Here is a 21605-nt window from a genome sequence, read left to right as displayed (position 1 = left end):
CGGGCTCTTTCAACGACGAAGTTTCAGGCCAGTGGATCGATCACCCTCACGGACTGCCGCTCCCGAGCGGCAGGCCACTCTTGCTGCAAGGTCATCAGCACCCGTTCGACGAAACCGGTATCAGCTGCCGCTTTCTTGCCGACATACCCCTGACCACGACGGTAGACCTTGAACCGTGCGCACATGCTTTCGGGCATGTGCCGCTCGGATTCGTGCTCCACCGTGTTGGCCGGCAGGCGATCCAGGCGTACTTCGCCGGTCTGGCTGACCCAAAGCAGGTGATCGTCCTGGCTGTCCTTTCGCGCTGCGAACAGACGGGCCAGTTGATCGATCGTCGGATTGTTGTTCAGGTTCATCATAAAGCCCCCATTTCCCATTCGTTGGTGATTTTCACAGTTGGCGCTACCTCGATGTAGCGCACTACCTAGGCTGCTACAGCAGCATCGCAACAGGGGCTTTCTCACGCTGCCTTTTGGACAGATTCCCTCTCCAAGGACGGCCTGCGTTACCGCGCAGGCCGTCTGGAACACCCTTGCCATGGCCCCCGATCAGGGGGACGGCCTCATCATGCCCAAGCTTGGGGAAACCCGTCAATGATTTTGTAGTGATATTTTCAGAGCACTACATATTGTCGGACAATCCCTATTTTTCGACACCCATCAACTTCAAGGCACGACTTTGGACAGGATCGCGTAGGCAGCGCGGACCCGGTCGTCGTTTGGATAATTGCGGTTGGCAAGCAGGGCTATCGCCACGTCCTTGCCAGGTACGAACGCTACGTAGGCGCCGAAGCCGCTGGTGGCGCCGGTCTTGTTGTACCAGTAGTCGGGGCCGGCCGGCAGGGCAGGCTGCAGCTGCTGCGTCGCGTGAGGCTCGCGTACCATGCTGGCGTCGTTGCCGGCCACCAGCGTCTCAAGGTTCACGGGGTAGGGGTAGCGCTCCCAGCCCAGGCCCTGGGTCATCTTGCCCACCTGGAAGTATCCGGCGTGGGTGATGTCGATGGCCTGGCCGAGTGCGCGCGGCAGACTCTTGGGCTCGATCTGCAAGCGCAGATAGCGAAGCATGTCGGTGGCGTTGGTCTTGATGCCATAGGCCTGGTCGGCATAAGGGCCGGGGCTGAGGCGAACCGGTCGGTTCTGAGCGTCGTAGCCCTGGGCATACTGGGCGCGGGCGGTGTCCGGAACCTGAAGATAAGTGTGCTCGAGCCCCAGGGCGGGCAACAGTCGCTGGCTCATCAATGCGTGGAACGGACGCTGCTGTGCTCGCGCGGCCAGGTCGCCAAACAGGCCCAGGCTGGAGTTGGAGTAGCAGCGCTCGGTGCCTGACGGGGTCTTCTGTTTCCACTGTTGCATATAGCTCAGGGCTTGCTGCTCGTTGGTCACCTCGTCAGGAAATTGCAGCGGCAGGCAATCGGCACTGTAGGCGCCCAGGGCCAGTACGCTGGCCTTTCCCAGGTCGCTGCCGACGAGCGACGGCTGGTAGCGGCTGGCGGGCGCGTTCAGGTCCAGATGTCCTTCGGCGCTGGCCAGGGCGACCAGCGTGGCGGTGTAGGTCTTGCTGATCGAGCCGACCTCGAACAAGGTCTCGCGGGTGACCGGCCGTTCGCTCGCCTTGTCGGCGACGCCGTAGTTGAAATAGTGCTCCTGGCCATTGGCATAGACCGCCACGGCCATGCCGGGAATGTCCTGGGCCTGCATCAGCGGCCGGATGATCGCGTCGACCTGATGGCGCAGGTCGTCGGCCACAGCCGAGGTGCAGCCCAGTACCAGTGTCAGGGCCAGGAGGGTAGGGCGTAAGGTGGGCATCGTCTTGAATCCTTGCATGCAACGGGTCGATGTCCGTTCGGCGACATCGGTAGGCGTTCCGGCGTTAGCGCCGAGCGAGCGTAGACCTTATCGTCGAGGCCTGCATTTCGACAAGCCGTACGCTCGCTGAAGTGACCGTCCAATGTTTTCGACTGATGTCGAAAGCTCGCCTGACCACCCAACGGATGTCCCATGAAGTCTCTGCGCATGCTGTTCGACAAATTCACCCTGACCCTGTTGTCGGTGGTGCTGATCGCCACCTTCCTGCCCTGCTCGGGTGAGGGAGCGGTGATCTTCGGCTGGCTCACCAACCTGGCTATTGGCCTGCTGTTCTTCCTGCACGGTGCCAAGCTCTCGCGCGAAGCCATCATTGCCGGCGCCGGCCACTGGCGGTTGCATGCGCTGGTGTTCTCCTGCACCTTCGTGATGTTCCCGTTGCTGGGCATGGCGCTCAAGCCGCTGTTCGTCCCCCTGGTGGGTAATGAGCTGTATCTGGGCCTGCTGTACCTGTGCGCCCTGCCGGCCACCGTTCAGTCGGCCATCGCCTTCACCTCCCTGGCGCGCGGTAACGTGCCCGCCGCGATCTGCAGCGCGGCGGCCTCGAGCCTGCTGGGCATCTTCCTGACGCCGCTGCTGGTGATGTTCTTGCTCGGCGCCGCTGGCGACACCGGCTCGGGCCTGGATGCCGTGCTGAAGATCACCTTGCAACTGCTGGTGCCGTTCGTGGCCGGTCAGATCGCCCGGCGCTGGATCGGTGCGTGGGTCAAGAAGAACGCGCGCTGGCTGAAACTCGTGGACCAAGGTTCGATCCTGCTGGTGGTCTACACCGCCTTCAGTGAGGCCGTGATCACCGGCCTGTGGAGCAGCGTGTCACCGCAACACTTGCTCGGGCTGTTCGCCGCATGCGCTGTGCTGCTGGCCGTGGTGCTGCTGGCCACTCGCTTACTGGGACGTGTCCTGGGCTTCAGTCTCGAGGACCGCATCACCATTCTGTTCGCCGGCTCCAAGAAAAGCCTGGCCACCGGGGTGCCGATGGCGCAGGTGCTGTTCGTGGGCAGCGGAATCGGCGCGATGATCCTGCCGTTGATGCTGTTCCATCAGATTCAGCTGATGGTCTGCGCGGTGTTGGCCCAGCGCTATGCGGCGCGTGAACAACCCCTGCTGGACGAGCCGGCCGCCGGGTCCTGAGGGTGAGCGGCTGCGGTATGTCAGGCCGGCACCATGGCAAAACCTACGCCAAAGCGATTCCAGGCATTGATGGTGGCGATGGCCAGCGTCAGGTTGACCACTTCGGTGGGCTCGAAGTGCGCCAGCAATGCCTCGTACTCGGCCTGCGGCGCGCCGCGTTCGGGTAGTCGCGTCAGGCTTTCCAGCCAGGCCAGTGCAGCCCGTTCGCGGTCGGTGAAGAAGCGGGTCTCCTGCCAGACGCTCAAGGTCTGCAGGCGTGCTTCACCCTCTCCGGCCTGGCGCGCGTCGTTGGCATGGCGGTTCACGCAGTAGGCACAGCCGTTGATCTGCGACGCGCGCAGGCGCACCAGTTCCAGCAGCGAGTGCTCCAGGCCGCAATTGGCCAGGGCCTGCTCCAGGCCCGCCATGGCCTTGTAGGCCTGCGGCGCCACTTTGGCCCACTCGATTCGATCGTGCATCGTCATTCTCCGGTCCGCTGGGTTGAGGGCGAGCAGAGTAGCCCGCGGACGCGTCCGGGCCGATAGCCAATTTGCGCAATTCACAAGAGGCCAATGCCGGGCCGTCAATGGCACGCCGTGGTCTACGTCCAGGCCGTCGCAGCGAGGTCGACGTTGCCTGGATGGGTCCCAGCCCGCGGCGGTCAGCCGTGCTAGCCTTGCCACGACAGGACGCCGGGTGTCGGTCAGGTCTGACGTTCCAGAACAGCACGCACGCGATCCAGGGCTGGGTCGATATCCAGCAGCTCGATGGCGCCGAAGCCCATCAGCAGGCCGGGCTTGGGCGGTGTTTCGACGAAGAACGGCGCCAGTGAATACAGGCCCACCTCTGCCTCCCGAGCCTGGCGGACCAGTCGTTCGATGTCGACGCCAGGTGCAGCCAGTGCGCTCAGGTGGAACCCGGCACTGGCCGGCACGGCGCTCAGCCAGGGCGCCAGATCGCCTTCGATGCGGTTCAGCAGCCGCGCGCGCCGGGCAGCGTACAGCCCGTGGCAGCGACGGATGTGTCGGCTCAGATGACCTTCGTCGATGAACCGTGCCAGCGCCCACTGAGGCAAGGTAGGGCTGTGCCAGTCGCTCAGATGCTTAGCCACGCAGGCGGCGCGCAGCACGCTGGGCGGCAATACGGCATAGCCCAGGCGCAGCTCGGCCAGCAGGGTCTTGGAGAAGGTGCCCACGTAGGCGACCAGGCCATGTCGATCCAGGCGCTGCAAGGCGTCGACCGCCGGGCCCTGGTAGCCGAACTCGCAGTCGTAGTCGTCTTCGATGATCAAGGCGCCGAGCTCGGTCGCGCGGGCCAGCAAGGCCTCACGGCGCGCCTGGCTCATGGGCATGCCGAGTGGAAACTGATGCGACGGCGTGACGTAGATCAGCCGGGTTCCCGGGGCGATCTGCTCCACGCACAGCCCCTCGGCGTCCACGGCTACCGATTGCACGCGAGCGCCCAGGGCCAGGAACAACTGACGCGCCGGAGGATAGCCCGGGTCTTCCATGGCGACTTGCGTGCCTGGCTCGATCGATACCCGGGCGATCAGGTCGAGTGCCTGCTGGGCGCCGTTGCACACCAGCAGGTCATCGGCGTCGCAATGCACGCCCCGGGCGAAGGCGATGTGCCGGGCGATCGCCTCGCGCAGCTCGGGCAGACCCTGGGCGGGCACGCCGCGCTCGGGGTGGTGCTGGCTGCGGCGCAGCGCATGGTGAAGGCAGGTGCGCCAGCGATCGTATGGGAACTGCGCCTTGGCCGACAGGCCCCCAGCGAAATCGTAGCGCGACGGCGCCTGCAGCGCTGGGCGCGCCAGTACGGTGGCGCGCTGCTGCCAGCGTTCGAGGGTGTCGGCAGCCGCCAGTCGCACCGGCTGTCGAGCCGGTGGACGCGCCGTTCGACGGTCGCTGACGAAGGTGCCGCGGCCCACCACGGCATGTAGCCGGGCGTCGCTGGAGAGTCGCGCATAGGCCTCGGCCACGGTCTTGCGCGAAATGCCCAATTGCTCGGCAAGCAGCCGTGTGGGCGGCAGTTGCGTGCCGATTGCAAGATAGCCGCTGTCGATGGCCTCGCACAATTGCTGGTAAAGCTGATCGGTCAGGCCATGGCGGCCGGTGAGGCGGATATGCAATTCCATGGAGTTTTCCTAGTCGGCAGCACTAGCTTCCCGGTTCAGGCGAGCGACAGCAAGTCGCAAGCTGGCACGGGGTGGCGGCACGGGTCGAGCTGGGCGACAATCGCTGGTCCGACCCTGCCGCATTTGCGAGGACTTTCGATGAACGCTCATTTCCAGCGCGTGGACCTGAAAAAAGCCTACCGGCTGCTCAATCATGGGCCCACGGTGCTGGTATCCGCCGGCCATGAAGGGGTCGATGACGTCATGGCTGCAGCCTGGGCTTGCGCCCTGGATTTCGATCCGCCCAAGCTGACCGTGGTGCTGGACAAGAGCACCTTCACCCGAGGGCTGGTCGAGGCCAGCGGTTGGTTGGCCATTCAGGTGCCGACCGCTGCCCAGGCTCAGCTGGTTCATCGCCTTGGCACCCGTAGCCTGGGCAGCGAACCGGACAAGCTGGCCTCGAGCGGTGTGGTGATCGAGCGTGTCGATGCCTACGCACCGCCGCTGGTGCAGGGTTGCGCGGCCTGGCTGATGTGCCGGGTGATCGCAGAGCCGCACAACCAACAGGCCTATGACCTGTTCATCGCCGAAGTGGTGGAGGCCTGGGCGGACGACCGTGTCTTCAGCGACGGCCACTGGCAGTACGAGCGAGCGCCGGAGTCGTTGCGCAGCCTGCACTACGTGGCGGGCGGGCATTTCTACGCCATCGGCGAGGCCGTGGTGGTACCGGTCGACGCGTGAGCCCGGCCGCGGCTCAGTGCACCTGGCGGCGCTGCGTCACGCAGGCCTGCGCTTGCAGTTCCAGGGCATCGAGCCTCTGGTCGCGCTGGCGCTCGGCCTGGATCATCGCCGCTTCGCCGTGCTGCTTGAGCAGGTAGGCGTGGATCTGCCGGACTTCCAGCGTCTGGTAGATCGGCGCCGTATCCAGGCGACCGATCAACGCACCGCTGGCAACGCCGCTGCTGCTCATCAACACCTGCGCGTCGCGTACGCCTACTGCCTGCAGCCCCATGGCCTCGAACCAGGGGACGGCGTGGGCGAAGGCGGCGAGTTCGATGCAGTCGTAACGTCCGCCCAGGTCTGCCAGCAGTGCACGAGCGATACCCTGGCGGCGATGGCGGGGCGAGACCACGAGAAACGCCAGCGCGCAGGCTCGGGCGTCGTCCTGCGCCGGCAGGGCCAGGGCGAAGCCGAGCAGGCGATCGGGGGCGTCGGCCTCCAGCGCCAGGATCAGTTCGACGGCCAGGCCGCGCGTGCCGTCGAGCGCTTGCAGGTACTGGTGCACCTCGAGGCCAAGCGCGTACTGGTACAGCGGATACAGCGGATTGTCGGCGGCGATGGCGACGCTGCTCAGTTCGCCGACCTGCTCGATCACCAGTTGGCGGATCTGGTTCTGGAACGATTCGGGCGGCACGCCGGTCAGGCGACTGAGGATGAACATCAGGTACGGTCTCCGGCTGATTGAGACACCCCGTGGCGGGGGCGGGGTGCACAGTCTAACCGGTTTTGTCGGCCCGCCTCAGTGGCGCAGGGCGGCGAGCATCAGGTCGAGGTTCTGCACCGCCGCGCCCGAAGCGCCCTTGCCCAGATTGTCGAACACTGCGGTCAACAGCACCTGGCCGTGCTCGGGGTTGGCGAACAGCGCCAGGCGCAGGTCATCGGTATCGTTGAGGGCCTGTGGATCCAGGGCGGCGGCCGCACCCTGCTGGTGCAGCGGCATCAGCTGAACATGGCGTGCGCTTTGGTAGCGTTGCTCAAGGCACGCCTGCAGGTGCTCGGCGGTGGTTCCGGGCGGCAGCAGGCGCAGATGCAAGGCGATGCTGAGCACGATGCCCTGACGATAGTCGCCATAGCCCGGCAGGAACAGGGGCCGCGTGCCCAGGCCGGCATGGGCCTGGATTTCCGGCACATGCTTGTGGGTCAGTTCCAGGCCGTATAGTTGCAAGGCCGGGCCGCGCTGTTGCCCGGCTCGCTCGTGGCGCTCCACGGCCGGGCGGCCACCGCCCGAGTAGCCGGAGATGGCATTGATGGCCAGTGGATAGTCAGCGGGTAGCAGTCCGGCGTCCACCAACGGTCTGAGCAGAGTGATGGCGCCGGTCGGGTAGCAGCCAGGGTTGCTGACACGCGTGGCGCCCGCGATGCGCGCGGACTGATCGGCGTTCAGCTCTGCCAGTCCGTAGACCCAGCCCGGGGCGGTGCGATGGGCAGAGCTGGCATCGATCACCCGCACCCGCGGGTTGTCGATCGTCGCGACGACCTCGCGTGCGGCGGCGTCGGGCAGGCACAGCAGGGCGATGTCGGCGCTGTTGATGGCCTCGGCACGGCGGCGTTGATCCTTGCGCTCGGAGTCGGGCAGCGTCAACAGGCGCAGGTCGCTGCGACCGTGCAGGCGGGCGTGAATCTGCAGGCCCGTCGTGCCTTGGTCGCCGTCGATGAAGATCAAGGGCTGGTGCATGGTGGGGATTCCGTCATGAATGAGGGCAGGTGACCATCCTCGCGGATGTGCGGAAAAAATAAAATTTGAATATCGTGAGGCAAAGGTTCAGATTCTCTGAACGTCATATCGTCTTTGCAGTGGAGCCACGCTTTGCGCGAGATCAGCCTCGACCGCCTGCGTACCCTGGTGGTGATCGTCGACCTGGGCTCGTTCGCCCAGGCCGCTCGCCAGCTCAACCTCGCGCCGCCGACCATCAGCCTGCACGTCGCCGAACTGGAAACACGTGTCGGCGCAGCGCTGCTGACCCGTGCCCGAGGCCAGGTGCGGCCCACCGCGGTGGGTCAGACCCTGCTCGCGCGTGCTCGCCGCTTGCTGGCCGATGCCGACCAGGCGCTGGAGGATGTTCGTCGCCAGGTCGCCGGTTTGACCGGACACGTGCGCCTGGGCGCCTCCACCGGAGCGCTGGCGCACCTGCTGCCCAGCGCCCTGGCCGCGCTGCGCCGTGACCATCCGGGCATCGATGTGCAGGTGCAGGTACTGACTTCCCAGGCGTCTCTGGCGCGGCTGCGCGACGGCAGCCTGGACATCGGCCTGGTGGCCTTGCCCCAGTCGGCGGTCAAAGGCGTGAAGCTGTTGCCGTGGCGGCGTGACCCGATCCTGGCCTACGTACCGGCGGACTGGCAGCCGCCGGCACGGGTGACGCCGGCATGGCTGGCGGCGCGGGCCTTGATCCTCAATGACGGCAGTACTCAGTTGTCGCGCGTGACCGGCGAATGGTTCGCCGCGGCGGGTCGCTATCCGCAGGCGCGCATCGAGCTGAACTACAACGACGCGATCAAGAGCCTGGTGGCCGCCGGCTACGGCGCGACCTTGCTGCCCCAGGAGGCCGGGGCCGCCGAGCTGGACCGGCGTATCCTGTGCCGGCCTTTGCGGCCCGGGCTGTGGCGAGCACTGGGCATCGCTGTGCGGGAGCACGATCAGGAGCGTGCCACCGCTCATGTTCTGGCGGCGCTCGAGCATCTTCGTCAGTGAAGGTGGTGCAGCTGCGGGGTGGCCGAGCCCTGGGCAGTACGTGCTTCCCTGTGCCGACCAGGTCACGGATAATCCTCGACCACTCCAATTAGAAAGCCTGTGAGTCGGTAATGAACGAACCGCAAGTCAGCCCCGTCCCGCCTGCTGCCGGTGTGCGCAAGGCGCGCAAGAACAATCCGGAAAAAACCCGCGAGGACATTCTCCAGGCGGCCATCCACGAGTTCGTCGAGCAGGGCCTGGCCGGTGCACGGGTCGATGCCATCGCCGAGCGTACGGCCACGTCCAAGCGCATGATCTACTACTACTTCGGCAGCAAGGAGCAGTTGTACCTGGAGTGCCTGATCAAGCTGTACGGAGATATCCGCAAGACCGAGCACAGCCTGGACCTCGAATCCCTCGGCGCCGAGCAGGCCATCCGTCGACTGGTGGAGTTCACCTTCGACCACCACGACGGCAATGTCGAGTTCGTGCGCATCGTCTGCACCGAAAACATCCACTATGGCGAGTTCGTCAAGCAGGCGCCGGTCATCGGCGAGATGAGCAGCCTGGTGCTGCAGTCGCTTGGGCGTGTGCTTCAGCGGGGTGTGGAGGAGGGGGTGTTTCGCGCCGGCATCGAAGTCATCGACCTGCACATGCTGATGAGTTCGTTCTGCTTCTACCGGGTGTCGAACCGGCATACCTTCGGCGATATCTTCAAGATCGATCTGGCCGACGAATCCATCAAGGGCCGGCACAAGCAGATGATCGGCGACGCCGTCCTAGGCTACATTCGCGCGGAATGAGGGCGCTACCGGGCGTAGCTGAGTTGCAGGGCGCTCGGCCAAAGGGCCGCCGAGGCGGCCCCGTGACCGTCGCTGGTATCAACGTCGCAGCAGACGGTTGGCTACCAGGACAATGGCGGCACCGACCGCCAGTGCGGTCAACGGCTTTTGCTTGACGAACTGGGAGACATTCTCCACCGCGTCGCCATAGCTCTTGGTCAGCTGGCCGGCGGTCTGGCGCGCATCGCCTTCAGCGGCCAGTTCCGGATCTTCGAGAAATTCGCCAGCGGCGCTCTGCGCCTTGCCGATCACCTTGTCTGCGACGCCTTCGATCTGTTCACGCTTCATAGAGGTCAATCCTTCCTGTGAGTGGCCATGGATGATGGGTCACAAATTAGGGAGCCTCATCCGCGCATTAGTTCCGCGCGCGTGCAGGCTCACTCGCCCAGGCGCTGCTCGCGAGAAGGCGGGTAGCCGAAATAAGCGGCGTAGCACTTGCTGAAGTGCGAAACCGAGACGAAACCACAGGCCACCGCCACGTCCATCACGGACAGATCGGAATATTGCAGCAGGCGCCGGCTCTTGGTGATGCGCAGTTCCATGTAGTAGCGCCGTGGCGAGGTGCCGAGCTGGGCCTGGAACAAGCGGTCTATCTGACGCCGCGAGCGGCCGCTGTAGACGGCCAGCTGATCGAGGCTCAGGGTTTCCTCCAGGTTGTTTTCCATCAGCTCGACGATGGTCCGCAATTGCAGGCTCATGGATTTCTTGGCGCCTGGACCGACCTGGCGGTAGCGGGCGCCGGAGAACGACAGGATTTCCTCGACGCCTTCGGCCAGGGCATCGCCGTAGAGCCGTCGCACCAGCCCGAGCATGAGTTCCATGGCGCCATTGGGGCTGGCGGCAGTGAGCCGGTCACGGTCCAGGGTGAAGCTGGCGGGGGTGATGCGCGTCTGCGGACTGCGCTCGGCCAGGCTGGCGCGTTGCTCGGGGTGAATACTGCAACCGTAGTCGCCCAGCACGCCTGCGCGGCCGAGAAACCATGCGCCGTTCCACAGGCCGCCCAGCGCCATGCCCTGAGCGCAGCATTCGCCGATCAGGCGGTCGAGCTCGGGGTACTTGAGCAGGGTGCGCAGGCCGCCGCAGATCACCAGCAAGTCAAGTGCCTTCACTGCCTGAGGTTCGAGCTCGCTGGCGATCAGCTCCAGGCCCAGGTCGCTGAGTATCCGGTCACCGTCCAGAGACAGCGGAATGAACCGGAAGCTGTCGCCACGCAACAGATTGGCGGTGACCAGGACATCCATGGCTACGGTGAAGCTGGCCATCGAGAAGTGCTCGAGTAGCACGAAACCCACGCGATAGGGCGCCTGCTCGTCGCTGTTGCCAGACTTGAGCCTGAGCATGTTGCTGGTGCTGGTCTTCTTGCTGAACTGGCGAGGCGTGGGCACAGCGGACTCCGTTTCCATCGAGGGCGCAGCGAGTGTGCTACCCGGGCTCGGGAAAGACAATCATCCTGCATCTGCAGCAGTGTCTGGCCGCCGAATCGGGCGTGCATCGGAATGAACCCTTGCCGTTTGGCGCGAACCAATACAGTACAATCACACAGGAGAGCGCTCATGGAAATCGGAACGATCTGGATCGTCGTCGCGGTGGTGGTGATCCTCCTGCAGATCTGGGCGATCTGGCACATCATCGGCAGCGACCGGCGCGCCGAGCGCAAGATGCTGTGGGTCGTGTTCGTGGTCTGGGCGCCTATTCCCGGCTTGCCGATCTGGGCCTGGCGAGGTCCTCGCGCAGTGAAGGGCAAAGCGGTGCTCGAGGAAAAATAACTCCTCACACGAAGCGGCGGGCGAGGCGGGTGTTCGCCCGCCTCGCGCGAATCGCGCCCAGGCTTGACTATTGCAGCATCACGCGGAGCCTGGAACTCACCAGTACCGAAGCGCTATTTTGCGCAAGAAACTGCTCGTCTCGACCCTCATATCCATTCCCCGTCCTACCGCATCTCTTCTACACTAGCCCTGTCATTGGCGCCGCGAGTCCCGAATGTCCAGCACTCCGTTATCCGGCGTCAATCACCCGCTGCACGGGATCGCCCTCGTGGTGGCGGCCACGTTTCTGTTCGCCAGTCATGACGGCTTGTCGAAGTACCTCGGTGGGCTCTATCCAGTGGTGATGGTGGTATGGGCACGGTACGTGGTGCACACCGTGCTGATGGCAGGCATCTTTCTGCCACAGGCCGGCCTGCGCGTGCTGCGCACGCGTCGGCCCGTATTGCAGACCCTGCGTGCGCTGAGCCTGCTCAGCACCAGCCTGCTGTTCACGGCAGGCCTGCAGTACCTGCCGTTGGCAGAAGCCACCTCGGTCAACTTCCTGGCCCCTGTACTGGTCACCGCGCTGTCCGTGCCGCTGCTCAAGGAGCGGGTCACGGTCGGGCAGTGGGTGGCGGTGGTGATGGGCTTCATGGGGGTGCTGGTGGTGGTCCATCCGGGCGGTGCGATGTTCAGCCCGGCGATCCTGTTCCCCTTCGGCTCGGCCCTGGGGTTCTGTTTCTATCAACTGCTGACACGGATTCTGGCCGCTCACGACAGCCCCACCACCAGTAACTTCTATGCGGGCCTGTGCAACACCCTGATCATGAGTGCCCTGGTGCCGTTCTTCTGGCAGACGCCACAGCCTTCGCACCTGGTGCTGATGCTGGCGCTGGGCGGCTGCGGCATGACCGCGCATCTGCTGCTGACCAAGGCCTTTCGCCACGCCGCACCCGCCTTGCTGGCACCCTTCAGCTACTGCCAGATCGTGTTCGCCGGGCTGCTGGGGCTGCTGGTGTTCGGCCAGGTGCCGGACGCCATCAGCGTGGCCGGCATCGCCATCATCTGCCTGAGCGGATTGGGTGCAGCCTGGATGCAGCGCCGCCGCTAGCCGCTCAAAGACGCAGTCTATCGCCTTCGATCACTCGCTCTATTAGACCTGCGCGCAGTCTGGGCTAGGCTTTCCCCTGGTCCTGCCTTCTGCGCCTCGGGCGCCTTGGACCCAATCGTCACCCTGATGAGCGAACGGAACGAGCCGCGTGCTCGGCCCGCAGATCACCCGGCACAGACCGGCAAATCCGGATAACCGAACCTGCAAGGTAATCGCACATGTCCAACGAATCGAAATGCCCGTTCCACCATACCGCCGGTGAGGGCACCAGCAACCGTGACTGGTGGCCCGAGCAATTGAACCTGAGGGTGCTGCATCAGCACGGCAGTCAGTCCGACCCGATGGAGGCGGATTTCGACTACGCACAGGCCTTCAAACAGCTGGATTTCCAGGCGCTCAAGCGGGACCTGATCGCTTTGATGACCGATTCCCAAGAGTGGTGGCCCGCGGACTTCGGCCATTATGGGCCATTGTTCGTGCGCATGGCCTGGCACAGCGCCGGCACCTACCGTATCGCCGACGGTCGCGGCGGCGCAGGGTCCGGGCAACAACGGTTCGCCCCGCTCAACAGCTGGCCGGACAACGTCAGCCTGGACAAGGCGCGCCGGCTGCTCTGGCCGATCAAGCAGAAGTATGGCCGCAGCATCTCCTGGGCCGACCTCATCGTGCTGACAGGCAACGTCGCGCTCGAGTCGATGGGTTTCAAGACCTTCGGGTTCTCCGGCGGGCGTGCCGATGTCTGGGAGCCGGACGAAGACGTGTACTGGGGTTCGGAAAAGGTCTGGCTGGGGGGTGATACCCGCTATGGCAAGGCCCAGGCGCCAGGCCAGGGCGACCTGGTGGCCGAGCCTGCCAAGCATGGTGAAGAGCAGAGCCGCACCGACGCGGGCACGCGCGAGCTGGAAAATCCCCTGGCGGCCGTGCAGATGGGCCTGATCTACGTGAACCCCGAGGGGCCTGAGGGGCATCCCGACCCCGTCGCTTCGGGCAGGGATATCCGCGAAACCTTCGGCCGCATGGCCATGAACGATGAAGAAACCGTGGCCCTCATCGCCGGCGGCCATGCCTTCGGCAAGACCCATGGCGCCGGTCCTGCAGACAACGTCGGTGCCGAGCCCGAAGCCGCCGGCCTGGAACAGCAGGGTCTGGGTTGGGCCAACGCCTTCGGCAGCGGCAAGGGCGCCGACACCATCACCAGCGGCCTGGAGGTGACCTGGACATCGACGCCGACTCGCTGGAGCAACGAGTACCTGAACAACCTGTTCGACTTCGAGTGGGAACTGACCAAGAGCCCCGCCGGAGCGCACCAGTGGCGCCCCAAGGATGGCAAGGGTGCCAACACCGTGCCGGATGCCCACGATCCGTCCAGACGTCATGCGCCGATGATGCTGACCTCCGACCTGGCATTGCGCTTCGATCCGCTCTACGCGCCCATTGCCAGGCGCTTCAAGGACAACCCGGAGCAACTGGCCGATGCCTTCGCCCGCGCCTGGTACAAGTTGATCCACCGCGACATGGGACCGCTGGCCCGCTATCTGGGTCCAGAGAATCCACAGGAGGAGCTGATCTGGCAGGATCCGATCCCCGCCGTCGACCATCCTCTGGTCAACGAGCAGGACATCGCCGAGCTCAAGGCCAAGGTGCTGGCCTCCAGCCTGAGCGTGGCCGAACTGGTGGCCACGGCCTGGGCGAGCGCCTCGACCTTCCGCGGTTCGGACAAGCGCGGCGGTGCCAATGGTGCGCGGCTGCGCCTGGCGCCTCAGCGCTCCTGGGCGGCCAACCAGCCTGAGCAGTTGGACAAGGTGCTCAAGGTCCTGGAGCAGATTCAGGCCGACTTCAATGCGACCGGCAAACGGATCTCCCTGGCGGATCTGATCGTACTGGCGGGCTCGGCTGCGGTCGAGAAAGCGGCCAGGGACGGCGGGCAACCTGTCAATGTGCCCTTCCATCCTGGTCGGACCGACGCTACCCAGGCGCAGACCGACGTGGAGTCCTTCGCCGTGCTCGAGCCCCTGGCCGACGGCCTGCGCAACTTCAGCAAGGCCCGCTACAGCGTCAAGGCCGAGCGTCTGCTGCTGGACAAGGCACAGTTGCTGACACTTACCGCGCCCGAGCTGACGGTGCTTGTGGGTGGGCTGCGGGTACTGGGGGCCAATCATGGCGGCAGTTTGCACGGGGTGTTCACCGACAAACCCGGCGCACTGAGCAACGACTTTTTCCGGCACCTGCTGGACATGAGCACGCAATGGAAACCGGTGTCCGGTGACAACCATGTCTTCGAGGGTCGTGACCGCCAGACGGGGCAGTTGAAATGGACCGCCACCCGGGTTGACCTGGTGTTCGGTTCCCACGCCCAGTTGCGCGCCTTGAGCGAGGTGTACGGCGCCAGCGACAGCAACGCCAAGTTCGTCAAGGACTTCGTCGCTGCCTGGGTGAAAGTGATGGAGCTTGACCGTTTCGATCTGAAGTGAGCGCCGTGTCCGTGGCCCGTCCAGGGCCACGGCATTCCGATGAGATGGCACTCTGCAATCGCGACGTAAGCGCTTACAATCGCCGCGTTTGATTCCCATCACAGGCATGCTGGTCCATGACGCTCGATCCACCCACCCTGCTGGCACTCAGTGTCGCCCTCGCTGCTGCGGCAGCCTTGTACCTGGCCATCGAGTGGCGCAGTGTCCGCGAGCCTTCCCTGCTGTACTGGAGCGCCGGTTTCGCCATCATCATGGTGGGCTGCGTACTTGCACTGCTGCGCATCAACGGGTTGCTGGTGATCGGCATCTGGTTCGCCAACGGCCTGCTGATCCTCGCGCATTGCTGTTTTCTGCTCGGGGTGGCGCGCTTTACCGAAGTTCGCTTGTCTTCGTACTGGTGGCTGATCGCGCTGCTGTGGGGCGCCATGCTGGCATTGCCCGACGGCCCTTCGTGGTCGAAGACCATGATGGGGGTGCAGTCGCTGCTGGTGGCGCTGGTGTCACTGCGCGCGAGCCTTCTGCTGCGCCCGCACGGCGTCTCGCTCAGCGTGGGGGCGGTGCAACTGCGCTACGTGCTGCTGCTGCACGGGCTGTTCTACGTGGCCAAGGCCTTGACCGTGGTGCTGCCTGGTGCCTTGGTCGACCTGGCGGCCTTTCGCGGCGCGATCATTCAGATTTCCCTCATCGAGGGCGCCATGGCGATCATGCTCATCGCCTTGTCGATGACCGGCACGGAGCGCTACCGGCGCGAGGAGCGCATCGCCGTGCTGGCTGCGCGCGATCCGCTGACGGCGCTGTTCAACCGCCGCGCGCTGGAGATCCGTGGGCCGGTGCTGTTGCGCAACGTCGACCCAGCCCGCCCGGGCGCGGCCTTGCTGATCGACATCGATCATTTCAAGTTGGTCAACGACCTGTATGGTCACATTGCCGGGGATCGGCTGCTGGTGGCCCTGAGCGAGACCCTTCAGGCATTGTTGCCATCCCAGGCACTGGCGGCGCGACTTGGAGGTGACGAATTCATCGTGCTGTTGGGCAACGCACGGCGCGAGGAAGTGGAGGTGCTGGCTGCGCAGGTACGCGAGCGATTTGCACGCATTGCGCAACAGGCCTTCACAACGCCGGCGGCGGTCACCCTGAGCATTGGCGCGCACCTGTTCGACCAGCCGCCCGCGAGCATTGGCGCGCTGATCGAACTGGGCGACGCCGCGCTCTACCAGAGCAAGCGCGGCGGGCGCGACAGCCTGAGGGTGGTCGATGCGACCTGCGCCTGGATACCCGGCACGTGAATCACTCGGACTGCTTGGGTTGCACCACGATCGCCAGTGCATCGGGCTCGGCGCGGGCCTTCCAGCGCGTCTTTTCAGTCCAGTTGGCGGTGTCGATCACCGCGATTTCGTCGCCTCCGCTGATCGCCACATAGACGCGCTGACCATCAGGGGACACCACCGCGCCAATGGGCAAGGCTTCCTCGCCCAGTTGCGTGCGGCGGTACTCCACACCTTCGCGGGCCAGGCCGATGCGCTTGATCTCCTTCTTCGCCACCACGTCGAACACGGCCAGTTCGGCGGATTTGGCGCAGGTCACCAGAGCATACTTGCCATCTGGCGTCATCGCCACGCGGATCGGGAACACCCCTGTACGCAGTCGGTCGGTGACCTCCCTGCGCTGCGGGTCGACGATCACCACTTCATTGGCTTCGCGGTTGCTCACCCAGACCTGCTTGCCATCGGGCGTCACGGCAACACCTTCGCTGCCATTGCCGGTGGGAATGTCATAGAGTTTCTTCTTGTGCAACAGGTCCACCACCGACAACAGGCCACCGTCGACGTGGGTGACGTAGGCGCGCTCCGCGCCGGGCGCGACCGCGACCATGTGCGGCTTGCCACCGCCGACCGCGATGCGATCGGTGACGGTGCCCTGGACCAGGTCCACCACCAGCAGGCTCTGACTGTCTTCGGTGGTGACCACTACCCGCTGGCTGTCGGGCAGGAAGCGGATACCGTGGGGGCGCGAATCCTTGCCCAGGTCGATGGTGCGTACGACGCTGCGGGTTGGCCAATCGATCACGCTCAAGGTGTTGTTGGCCGTGCCTTGAGTGCCGTAGTTGCCGACCACCGCCAGCAGGTTGTTACCCGAAACGACTACCTCGTGGGGGCCGTTGCCGACCTTGAGGTAAGCCATTTCCTTGCCAGTGCCAGTATCCAGCGCCGAAACACTGGCGTCGGCCTTGTTACCCACCAGCAGCACGTCATCGGCGTGCACCAGCGCACTGCAGGCGAGCAGGGCGCTGGTCAGCACGACGCGGCGAATGGCAGAGGGTAGGGGGGCGAATAGGTTGGGCATGTCCGTCTCCTTCAGGGATGAGTTCCATGTTCACGCCCAATCTGTGACCTGCGCATCCACTTTGGAGTTCGCCCGCAAACGCTGCAGCGACCTGCGCTCAGCGCTTCTGCGAAGAGGGCAGGATGCGGTTGAGGACGGTACTGCCGTCGTTGCTGCGGGTCAGGTAGACCGGCAGAACCTTGGGCAGGTTATCGACCAGCTGGCGAACGTCGCGCGTGTCGTAGATACCGCTGATATGGATGCCGCCCACGGCGTTGTCGGCGAGCATCAGCGGCTTTTCCAGGTAGCGGTTGATCATCGGCAGCGCCTGGGACAGGCTGAGGTTGTCCAGCACCATGCGCCCGCTGCGCCAGGCGAGGCTGTTGGCGTAATCGTCGCTTTGCGCCAGTTGCGGCTCGAAGTCACCGGTACGGTAGCTGGCCTGCATGCCGGGCCCCAGATGATAGCCGCCCTCGTCGCCGTGGCTGGAAACCAGCACAGAGCCTTCGACCAGGGTCACCTTGACCTGGTCCTGGTATTTCCACACGTTGAACTGGGTGCCCGTAACGCGGATCTGGCCACGGCCTGCGTGGACGATGAACGGGTGCGTACTGTCATGGGTGACTTCGAAGAAGGCCTCGCCCTTGATCAGGTCGACCTGTCGATGGTGCTTGAAATTAAAGTAGCGCAGCTCGCTGTTCAGGTTGAGCTCGACCTGGCTGCCATCGGCCAACTGCACGGTGCGCACCTGCCCGGCACTGTCGAAGTGCTGGTAGCGATTGGGTAGCAAGCCCTGCTCCCAGCCAATCCACGCAATCGCCGGCAGCGCCAGCAGTGCGATCACTGCCGCCGAGGCCAGCGGCCGCCAGTTGCGCGGTGCAGTGGGACGGGCAGGGCGTGCGCGGGCAGGGGCCATGCGTGGCAGCAGGTCGGCGGTCTGCCAGATCTCAAGAACCGCCTGGTACTCCTCGGCATGCCGCGCGTCCATGGCCAGCCAGCGAGCGAACGCCTCGCGTTCCGCCTCCGAGCAGTCCTCGGCGTGCAGGCGCATGCACCAATGCGCCGCAGCATCGGTAATGGCATCGTCATCGGCAGCGGTGGGTCGGTCCTGGTTCATTGGGTCTCCGGGTTTTGCGCATTCTACCTTCAGCTGCAGATGGCGAGAACCGAGATAACGGTGAATCCCTATCAGTTGCGAGATTTTTGAGCGGTTCAGGCGCAGTGAGGCCTCGAACATGCCCGACAGCGCAGATGAACAATGATTTAGGTAGCAGCCTAATAAAGGCTTTGACATCTACTGCCTAGGCAGTAATATTTTCTAACATTATTGCGAGACGCATCGATGGCCCACTTCACCCCCGAGACCTTCGCCACTTGCTCGATCGGCATGCTGCTGGGGCGTGCGGCCTTGCTGAAGGACCGCATCCTGGACTGGCATCTGGAAGCCGACGGCGTGACGGCGGCGCAGTTCAAGGTGTTGATCATCATGACTCAGTATCGCGTCGATACGCCCGCCGAACTGTGCCGCTGTCTGGGTCTGGACAGCGGCTCGATGACTCGCATGCTCGACCGGCTGGTGCACAAGGGCCTGCTGCTTCGCACCCGCTGCCCGCAGGATCGGCGTCAGATCCGCCTAGCCTTGACCGTGGACGGTCAGCGCCTGGCTGATCGCCTCCCGGAAATCGGCGCCATGGCGTTGAACGAACTGGTCGGCAGCCTTGCGCCGGACGAGCTGAGCACGCTGGAAACCCTGCTGGCGAAGGTGCTCCTGGCCGCCGGCGACCCAATGACGATCGCCCGCTTCGGCGATCGCACTCCTGATCCGACTTGATTCGAAGGTAACGTCATGGCTACTTCCCCGGATGCACCCGCCAGCGCCGAAGCGCCGGGCGCCAATCGCAAGCGCAAGACCTGGCTGCTGGGCCTGCTGCTGGTGCTGGTCCTGGCGGGTGTTGCCGCCTGGGCCTGGTACACCCTGGTCGGGCGCTGGCATGAAAGCACCGACGACGCCTACGTCAACGGCAATGTGGTGGAGATCACGCCCCTGATCACCGGCACGGTCACCAGCATCGGTGCCGATGACGGTGATCTGGTACAGGCCGGGCAAGTGCTCCTGCGCTTCGATCCGAGCGACAGCGAGGTGGCGCTACAGGCCAGTCAGGCCAAGCTGGCACGGACCGTACGCCAGGTTCGCGGCCTGTACAGCAACGTCGATGCGCTCAAGGCGCAACTGTCCGCGCGCCAGGCCGAGCTAAAGAAGGCCCGCGAGAACTATGACCGTCGCAAGGTTCTGGCCGACAGCGGCGCCATTGCCGCCGAAGAGTTGTCGCATTCGCGTGATGACCTGGCTTCCGCGCAAAGTGCCCTGGACAGTGCCCGTCAGCAATTGAACACCAGTACCGCACTGGTCGATGACACCGTGGTCGCCTCGCATCCTGATGTGCTGGCCGCCGCCGCCGACCTGCGCCAGGCCTATCTGGACAATGCCCGCACCACGCTGGTGGCACCGGTCACAGGCTACGTGGCCAAGCGCACCGTGCAGCTGGGCCAGCGCCTGCAGCCTGGCACGGCGACCATGGCCGTGATTCCCCTGGACCAGGTGTGGATCGACGCCAACTTCAAGGAAACCCAGCTGCGTGACATGCGTATCGGGCAGCCGGTGGAGATCACCTCCGACCTCTATGGCAGCGACGTGACCTATCGTGGCCACATCGACAGCCTCGGCGCGGGCACAGGCAGTGCGTTCGCGCTGCTGCCGGCGCAGAACGCCACCGGCAACTGGATCAAGATCGTCCAGCGGGTGCCCGTGCGCGTGCATCTGGACCCTGATCAGTTGCGCCAGCACCCGCTGCGGATCGGCCTGTCGACGGTGGTCGAGGTGGACCTGCACGACCAGAGCGGTGCGATGCTGGCCCAGCAACCACCGCAGCAGGCCAGCTATGCGACCCAGGTGTACGATCGGCAGTCATCCGAGGCCGATCGCCTGATCGCCAAGCTCATCCATGACAACAGCGCCGCCAGCGGCAAGACGGCGCAACAATGAGCAACGGCGGCTCCGCCCAGTTCACTCCGCCCAGCCTGCTGCTGACCACCATCGGGCTGTCGCTGGCGACCTTCATGCAGGTGCTGGACACCACCATCGCCAACGTGGCGCTGCCGACCATTTCCGGCAACCTGGGGGTGAGCTACGAGCAGGGCACGTGGGTCATCACCTCGTTCGCGGTGAGCAACGCGATCGCCTTGCCGTTGACGGGTTGGCTGAGCCGACGCTTTGGTGAGGTCAAGCTGTTCATCTGGGCGACGCTGTTGTTCGTGCTGGCCTCGTTTCTCTGCGGGATCGCCCAGTCGATGCCTGAATTGGTGGGCTTTCGTGTGCTCCAGGGGGTGGTCGCTGGTCCTCTGTATCCCATGACCCAGACCCTGCTGATCGCTGTCTATCCGCCAGCCAAGCGCGGCATGGCCCTGGCGTTGCTGGCCATGGTCACGGTGGTGGCACCGATCGCCGGCCCCATCCTCGGCGGTTGGATCACCGACAGCTACAGCTGGCCGTGGATCTTCTTCATCAACGTGCCCATAGGTCTGTTCGCCGCGGCGGTGGTGCGTCAGCAGATGCGCGAGCGGCCGGTGACCACCAGTCGCCAGCCCATGGACTACATTGGCCTGCTGACCCTCATCGTTGGCGTCGGCGCCTTGCAAGTGGTGCTGGACAAGGGCAACGACCTGGACTGGTTCGAGTCCTCGTTCATCATCACCGGCACCCTGATCGCCGCCGTGTTCCTGGCCGTGTTCGTGATCTGGGAACTGACCGATCGGCATCCGGTGGTCAATCTGCGGCTGTTCGTGCACCGCAATTTCCGCATCGGCACCCTGGTGCTGGTGGGCGGTTATTCAGGGTTCTTCGGCATCAACCTGATCCTGCCTCAATGGCTGCAGACGCAGATGGGCTACACCGCGACCTGGGCCGGGCTCGCCGTCGCGCCAATCGGCCTGCTGCCGGTGATCATGTCGCCCTTCGTCGGCAAGTACGCCCATCGCTTCGACCTGCGACTGCTGGCGGGTCTGGCGTTCCTGGCGATCGGCGCGAGCTGCTACATGCGCGCCGGCTTCACCAGCGAGGTCGACTTCCTGCATATCGCCCTGGTGCAGTTGTTCATGGGCATCGGGGTGGCGCTGTTCTTCATGCCGACCTTGAGCATACTGCTGTCGGACTTGCCACCCCAGCAGATCGCCGACGGCTCGGGCCTGGCCACCTTCCTGCGTACCTTGGGTGGCAGTTTCGCCGCGTCGCTGACCACCTGGATATGGATTCGTCGTGCCGATCAGCACCACGCTTATCTGAGCGAGCACATCAGCCAGTTCGATCCGGCGACCCGGCACACGCTCGATCAACTCGGCGGGGCCAGCCCGCAGAGCTACGCCCAGCTCGAGCAGATTCTCAACAGCCAGGCCTACATGATGTCGACGGTGGATTACTTCACCCTGCTGACCTGGGTGTTCGCCGGCCTGATTCTGCTGGTGTGGTTCGCGCGTCCCCCCTTCACTGCGAAGGCGGGACCTGCGTCGGCGGGGCACTGACAT

The 21605-nt window shown here is 64.8% G+C and carries 21 protein-coding genes; 11 read left to right on the top strand and 10 right to left on the bottom strand.

Annotation, left to right across the window (positions count from 1 at the left end; all coding sequences use genetic code 11):
* Positions 1-23: 23 nt before the first annotated feature.
* Positions 24-359, bottom strand: coding sequence for a hypothetical protein (locus tag IAE34_RS00440; RefSeq protein ID WP_200136892.1), 336 nt, complete (start codon positions 357-359; stop codon positions 24-26).
* A gap of 306 nt (positions 360-665) precedes the next feature.
* A complete protein-coding gene (gene ampC, locus IAE34_RS00435; protein WP_200136891.1) occupies positions 666-1805 on the bottom strand; it encodes a class C beta-lactamase in 1140 nt (379 codons plus the stop codon).
* 192 nt (positions 1806-1997) lie between these two features.
* Between ampC and IAE34_RS00430 the strand changes: the two genes are divergently transcribed.
* Entirely contained in the window at positions 1998-2993 is a 996-nt protein-coding gene (locus IAE34_RS00430) for a bile acid:sodium symporter family protein (protein ID WP_200136890.1), read from the top strand.
* A 20-nt stretch (positions 2994-3013) separates the two neighbouring features.
* On the opposite strand, the gene IAE34_RS00425 is transcribed toward IAE34_RS00430, so the two are convergent.
* Positions 3014-3451 carry a carboxymuconolactone decarboxylase family protein gene (locus IAE34_RS00425; RefSeq protein ID WP_200136889.1) on the bottom strand — a complete coding sequence of 146 codons (438 nt, stop codon included), beginning with the start codon at positions 3449-3451 and terminating at the stop codon, positions 3014-3016.
* A 224-nt stretch (positions 3452-3675) separates the two neighbouring features.
* Positions 3676-5109 carry a MocR-like pyridoxine biosynthesis transcription factor PdxR gene (pdxR, locus tag IAE34_RS00420; RefSeq protein ID WP_200136888.1) on the bottom strand — a complete coding sequence of 478 codons (1434 nt, stop codon included), beginning with the start codon at positions 5107-5109 and terminating at the stop codon, positions 3676-3678.
* A gap of 138 nt (positions 5110-5247) precedes the next feature.
* Here pdxR and IAE34_RS00415 point away from each other — a divergent pair, with 138 nt between their 5' ends.
* The gene (locus IAE34_RS00415) at positions 5248-5829 is read left to right on the top strand and encodes a flavin reductase family protein (protein ID WP_200136887.1); all 582 of its coding nucleotides are present in this window, start codon (positions 5248-5250) and stop codon (positions 5827-5829) included.
* 13 nt (positions 5830-5842) lie between these two features.
* Here IAE34_RS00415 and IAE34_RS00410 read toward each other — a convergent pair whose 3' ends face one another.
* Both IAE34_RS00410 and argC read right to left on the bottom strand, forming a co-directional pair.
* On the bottom strand, positions 5843-6529 hold the full coding sequence (locus IAE34_RS00410) for a GNAT family N-acetyltransferase (protein WP_200136886.1): 687 nt from the start codon (positions 6527-6529) through the stop codon (positions 5843-5845).
* A gap of 78 nt (positions 6530-6607) precedes the next feature.
* Positions 6608-7543, bottom strand: a complete 936-nt coding sequence (argC, locus tag IAE34_RS00405) for an N-acetyl-gamma-glutamyl-phosphate reductase (RefSeq protein ID WP_200136885.1) — start codon at positions 7541-7543, stop codon at positions 6608-6610.
* A 132-nt stretch (positions 7544-7675) separates the two neighbouring features.
* Between argC and IAE34_RS00400 the strand changes: the two genes are divergently transcribed.
* Both IAE34_RS00400 and IAE34_RS00395 read left to right on the top strand, forming a co-directional pair.
* On the top strand, positions 7676-8557 hold the full coding sequence (locus IAE34_RS00400) for a LysR family transcriptional regulator (RefSeq protein WP_200136884.1): 882 nt from the start codon (positions 7676-7678) through the stop codon (positions 8555-8557).
* A 110-nt stretch (positions 8558-8667) separates the two neighbouring features.
* The gene (locus IAE34_RS00395; protein ID WP_200136883.1) at positions 8668-9339 is read left to right on the top strand and encodes a TetR/AcrR family transcriptional regulator; all 672 of its coding nucleotides are present in this window, start codon (positions 8668-8670) and stop codon (positions 9337-9339) included.
* A 78-nt stretch (positions 9340-9417) separates the two neighbouring features.
* Here the strand turns inward: IAE34_RS00395 and IAE34_RS00390 are convergent, their stop codons facing one another.
* Together IAE34_RS00390 and IAE34_RS00385 are read right to left on the bottom strand one after the other, a co-directional pair.
* Positions 9418-9666 carry a CsbD family protein gene (locus IAE34_RS00390; protein WP_200136882.1) on the bottom strand — a complete coding sequence of 83 codons (249 nt, stop codon included), beginning with the start codon at positions 9664-9666 and terminating at the stop codon, positions 9418-9420.
* Between the two features lie 89 nt (positions 9667-9755).
* Entirely contained in the window at positions 9756-10763 is a 1008-nt protein-coding gene (locus IAE34_RS00385; RefSeq protein WP_200136881.1) for a GlxA family transcriptional regulator, read from the bottom strand.
* 168 nt (positions 10764-10931) lie between these two features.
* Here IAE34_RS00385 and IAE34_RS00380 point away from each other — a divergent pair, with 168 nt between their 5' ends.
* The 4 genes from IAE34_RS00380 to IAE34_RS00365 all read left to right on the top strand — a co-directional run bounded on the left by IAE34_RS00380 (position 10932) and on the right by IAE34_RS00365 (position 15991).
* Positions 10932-11144 (top strand): PLD nuclease N-terminal domain-containing protein, encoded by a 213-nt coding sequence (locus IAE34_RS00380; protein WP_200136880.1) that lies wholly within the window; start codon positions 10932-10934, stop codon positions 11142-11144.
* A 214-nt stretch (positions 11145-11358) separates the two neighbouring features.
* A complete protein-coding gene (locus IAE34_RS00375) occupies positions 11359-12234 on the top strand; it encodes a DMT family transporter (protein WP_200136879.1) in 876 nt (291 codons plus the stop codon).
* 218 nt (positions 12235-12452) lie between these two features.
* Positions 12453-14705, top strand: a complete 2253-nt coding sequence (katG, locus tag IAE34_RS00370; RefSeq protein WP_200136878.1) for a catalase/peroxidase HPI — start codon at positions 12453-12455, stop codon at positions 14703-14705.
* 116 nt (positions 14706-14821) lie between these two features.
* The gene (locus IAE34_RS00365; RefSeq protein WP_200136877.1) at positions 14822-15991 is read left to right on the top strand and encodes a GGDEF domain-containing protein; all 1170 of its coding nucleotides are present in this window, start codon (positions 14822-14824) and stop codon (positions 15989-15991) included.
* A 1-nt stretch (position 15992) separates the two neighbouring features.
* Here IAE34_RS00365 and IAE34_RS00360 read toward each other — a convergent pair whose 3' ends face one another.
* Both IAE34_RS00360 and IAE34_RS00355 read right to left on the bottom strand, forming a co-directional pair.
* On the bottom strand, positions 15993-17048 hold the full coding sequence (locus IAE34_RS00360) for a YncE family protein (RefSeq protein WP_200136876.1): 1056 nt from the start codon (positions 17046-17048) through the stop codon (positions 15993-15995).
* A 97-nt stretch (positions 17049-17145) separates the two neighbouring features.
* Positions 17146-18144 carry a FecR family protein gene (locus IAE34_RS00355; RefSeq protein ID WP_200136875.1) on the bottom strand — a complete coding sequence of 333 codons (999 nt, stop codon included), beginning with the start codon at positions 18142-18144 and terminating at the stop codon, positions 17146-17148.
* Positions 18145-18369: 225 nt separating this feature from the next.
* Here IAE34_RS00355 and IAE34_RS00350 point away from each other — a divergent pair, with 225 nt between their 5' ends.
* From IAE34_RS00350 to IAE34_RS00340, 3 genes are read left to right on the top strand one after another with little or no spacing between them, the layout of a single operon-like run.
* Positions 18370-18858, top strand: coding sequence for a MarR family winged helix-turn-helix transcriptional regulator (locus IAE34_RS00350; protein ID WP_200136874.1), 489 nt, complete (start codon positions 18370-18372; stop codon positions 18856-18858).
* Positions 18859-18873: 15 nt separating this feature from the next.
* The gene (locus IAE34_RS00345) at positions 18874-20070 is read left to right on the top strand and encodes an HlyD family secretion protein (protein ID WP_200136873.1); all 1197 of its coding nucleotides are present in this window, start codon (positions 18874-18876) and stop codon (positions 20068-20070) included.
* Entirely contained in the window at positions 20067-21602 is a 1536-nt protein-coding gene (locus IAE34_RS00340) for a DHA2 family efflux MFS transporter permease subunit (RefSeq protein ID WP_200136872.1), read from the top strand. The genes IAE34_RS00345 and IAE34_RS00340 overlap by 4 nt, the downstream gene beginning before the upstream one ends.
* Positions 21603-21605 lie beyond the last annotated feature (3 nt).

It is taken from the genome of Pseudomonas sp. S30 (genome assembly GCF_016518545.1).
GTDB lineage: Bacteria > Pseudomonadota > Gammaproteobacteria > Pseudomonadales > Pseudomonadaceae > Aquipseudomonas.
This window is presented reverse-complemented; position numbering and strand designations above follow the sequence as displayed.

Excerpts from the sequence above, each read along its gene's own strand:
- IAE34_RS00430 (WP_200136890.1), top strand. The coding sequence starts at position 1,998 with ATGAAGTCTCTGCGCATGCTGTTCGACAAATTCACCCTGACCCTGTTG.
- pdxR (WP_200136888.1), bottom strand. The coding sequence starts at position 5,109 with ATGGAATTGCATATCCGCCTCACCGGCCGCCATGGCCTGACCGATCAG.
- IAE34_RS00345 (WP_200136873.1), top strand. The coding sequence starts at position 18,874 with ATGGCTACTTCCCCGGATGCACCCGCCAGCGCCGAAGCGCCGGGCGCC.
- IAE34_RS00355 (WP_200136875.1), bottom strand. The coding sequence starts at position 18,144 with ATGAACCAGGACCGACCCACCGCTGCCGATGACGATGCCATTACCGAT.
- IAE34_RS00390 (WP_200136882.1), bottom strand. The coding sequence starts at position 9,666 with ATGAAGCGTGAACAGATCGAAGGCGTCGCAGACAAGGTGATCGGCAAG.
- IAE34_RS00350 (WP_200136874.1), top strand. The coding sequence starts at position 18,370 with ATGGCCCACTTCACCCCCGAGACCTTCGCCACTTGCTCGATCGGCATG.
- katG (WP_200136878.1), top strand. The coding sequence starts at position 12,453 with ATGTCCAACGAATCGAAATGCCCGTTCCACCATACCGCCGGTGAGGGC.
- IAE34_RS00440 (WP_200136892.1), bottom strand. The coding sequence starts at position 359 with ATGATGAACCTGAACAACAATCCGACGATCGATCAACTGGCCCGTCTG.
- IAE34_RS00375 (WP_200136879.1), top strand. The coding sequence starts at position 11,359 with ATGTCCAGCACTCCGTTATCCGGCGTCAATCACCCGCTGCACGGGATC.
- IAE34_RS00365 (WP_200136877.1), top strand. The coding sequence starts at position 14,822 with ATGACGCTCGATCCACCCACCCTGCTGGCACTCAGTGTCGCCCTCGCT.
- IAE34_RS00380 (WP_200136880.1), top strand. The coding sequence starts at position 10,932 with ATGGAAATCGGAACGATCTGGATCGTCGTCGCGGTGGTGGTGATCCTC.
- IAE34_RS00410 (WP_200136886.1), bottom strand. The coding sequence starts at position 6,529 with ATGTTCATCCTCAGTCGCCTGACCGGCGTGCCGCCCGAATCGTTCCAG.
- IAE34_RS00425 (WP_200136889.1), bottom strand. The coding sequence starts at position 3,451 with ATGCACGATCGAATCGAGTGGGCCAAAGTGGCGCCGCAGGCCTACAAG.
- IAE34_RS00415 (WP_200136887.1), top strand. The coding sequence starts at position 5,248 with ATGAACGCTCATTTCCAGCGCGTGGACCTGAAAAAAGCCTACCGGCTG.
- IAE34_RS00395 (WP_200136883.1), top strand. The coding sequence starts at position 8,668 with ATGAACGAACCGCAAGTCAGCCCCGTCCCGCCTGCTGCCGGTGTGCGC.
- IAE34_RS00360 (WP_200136876.1), bottom strand. The coding sequence starts at position 17,048 with ATGCCCAACCTATTCGCCCCCCTACCCTCTGCCATTCGCCGCGTCGTG.
- argC (WP_200136885.1), bottom strand. The coding sequence starts at position 7,543 with ATGCACCAGCCCTTGATCTTCATCGACGGCGACCAAGGCACGACGGGC.
- IAE34_RS00340 (WP_200136872.1), top strand. The coding sequence starts at position 20,067 with ATGAGCAACGGCGGCTCCGCCCAGTTCACTCCGCCCAGCCTGCTGCTG.
- ampC (WP_200136891.1), bottom strand. The coding sequence starts at position 1,805 with ATGCCCACCTTACGCCCTACCCTCCTGGCCCTGACACTGGTACTGGGC.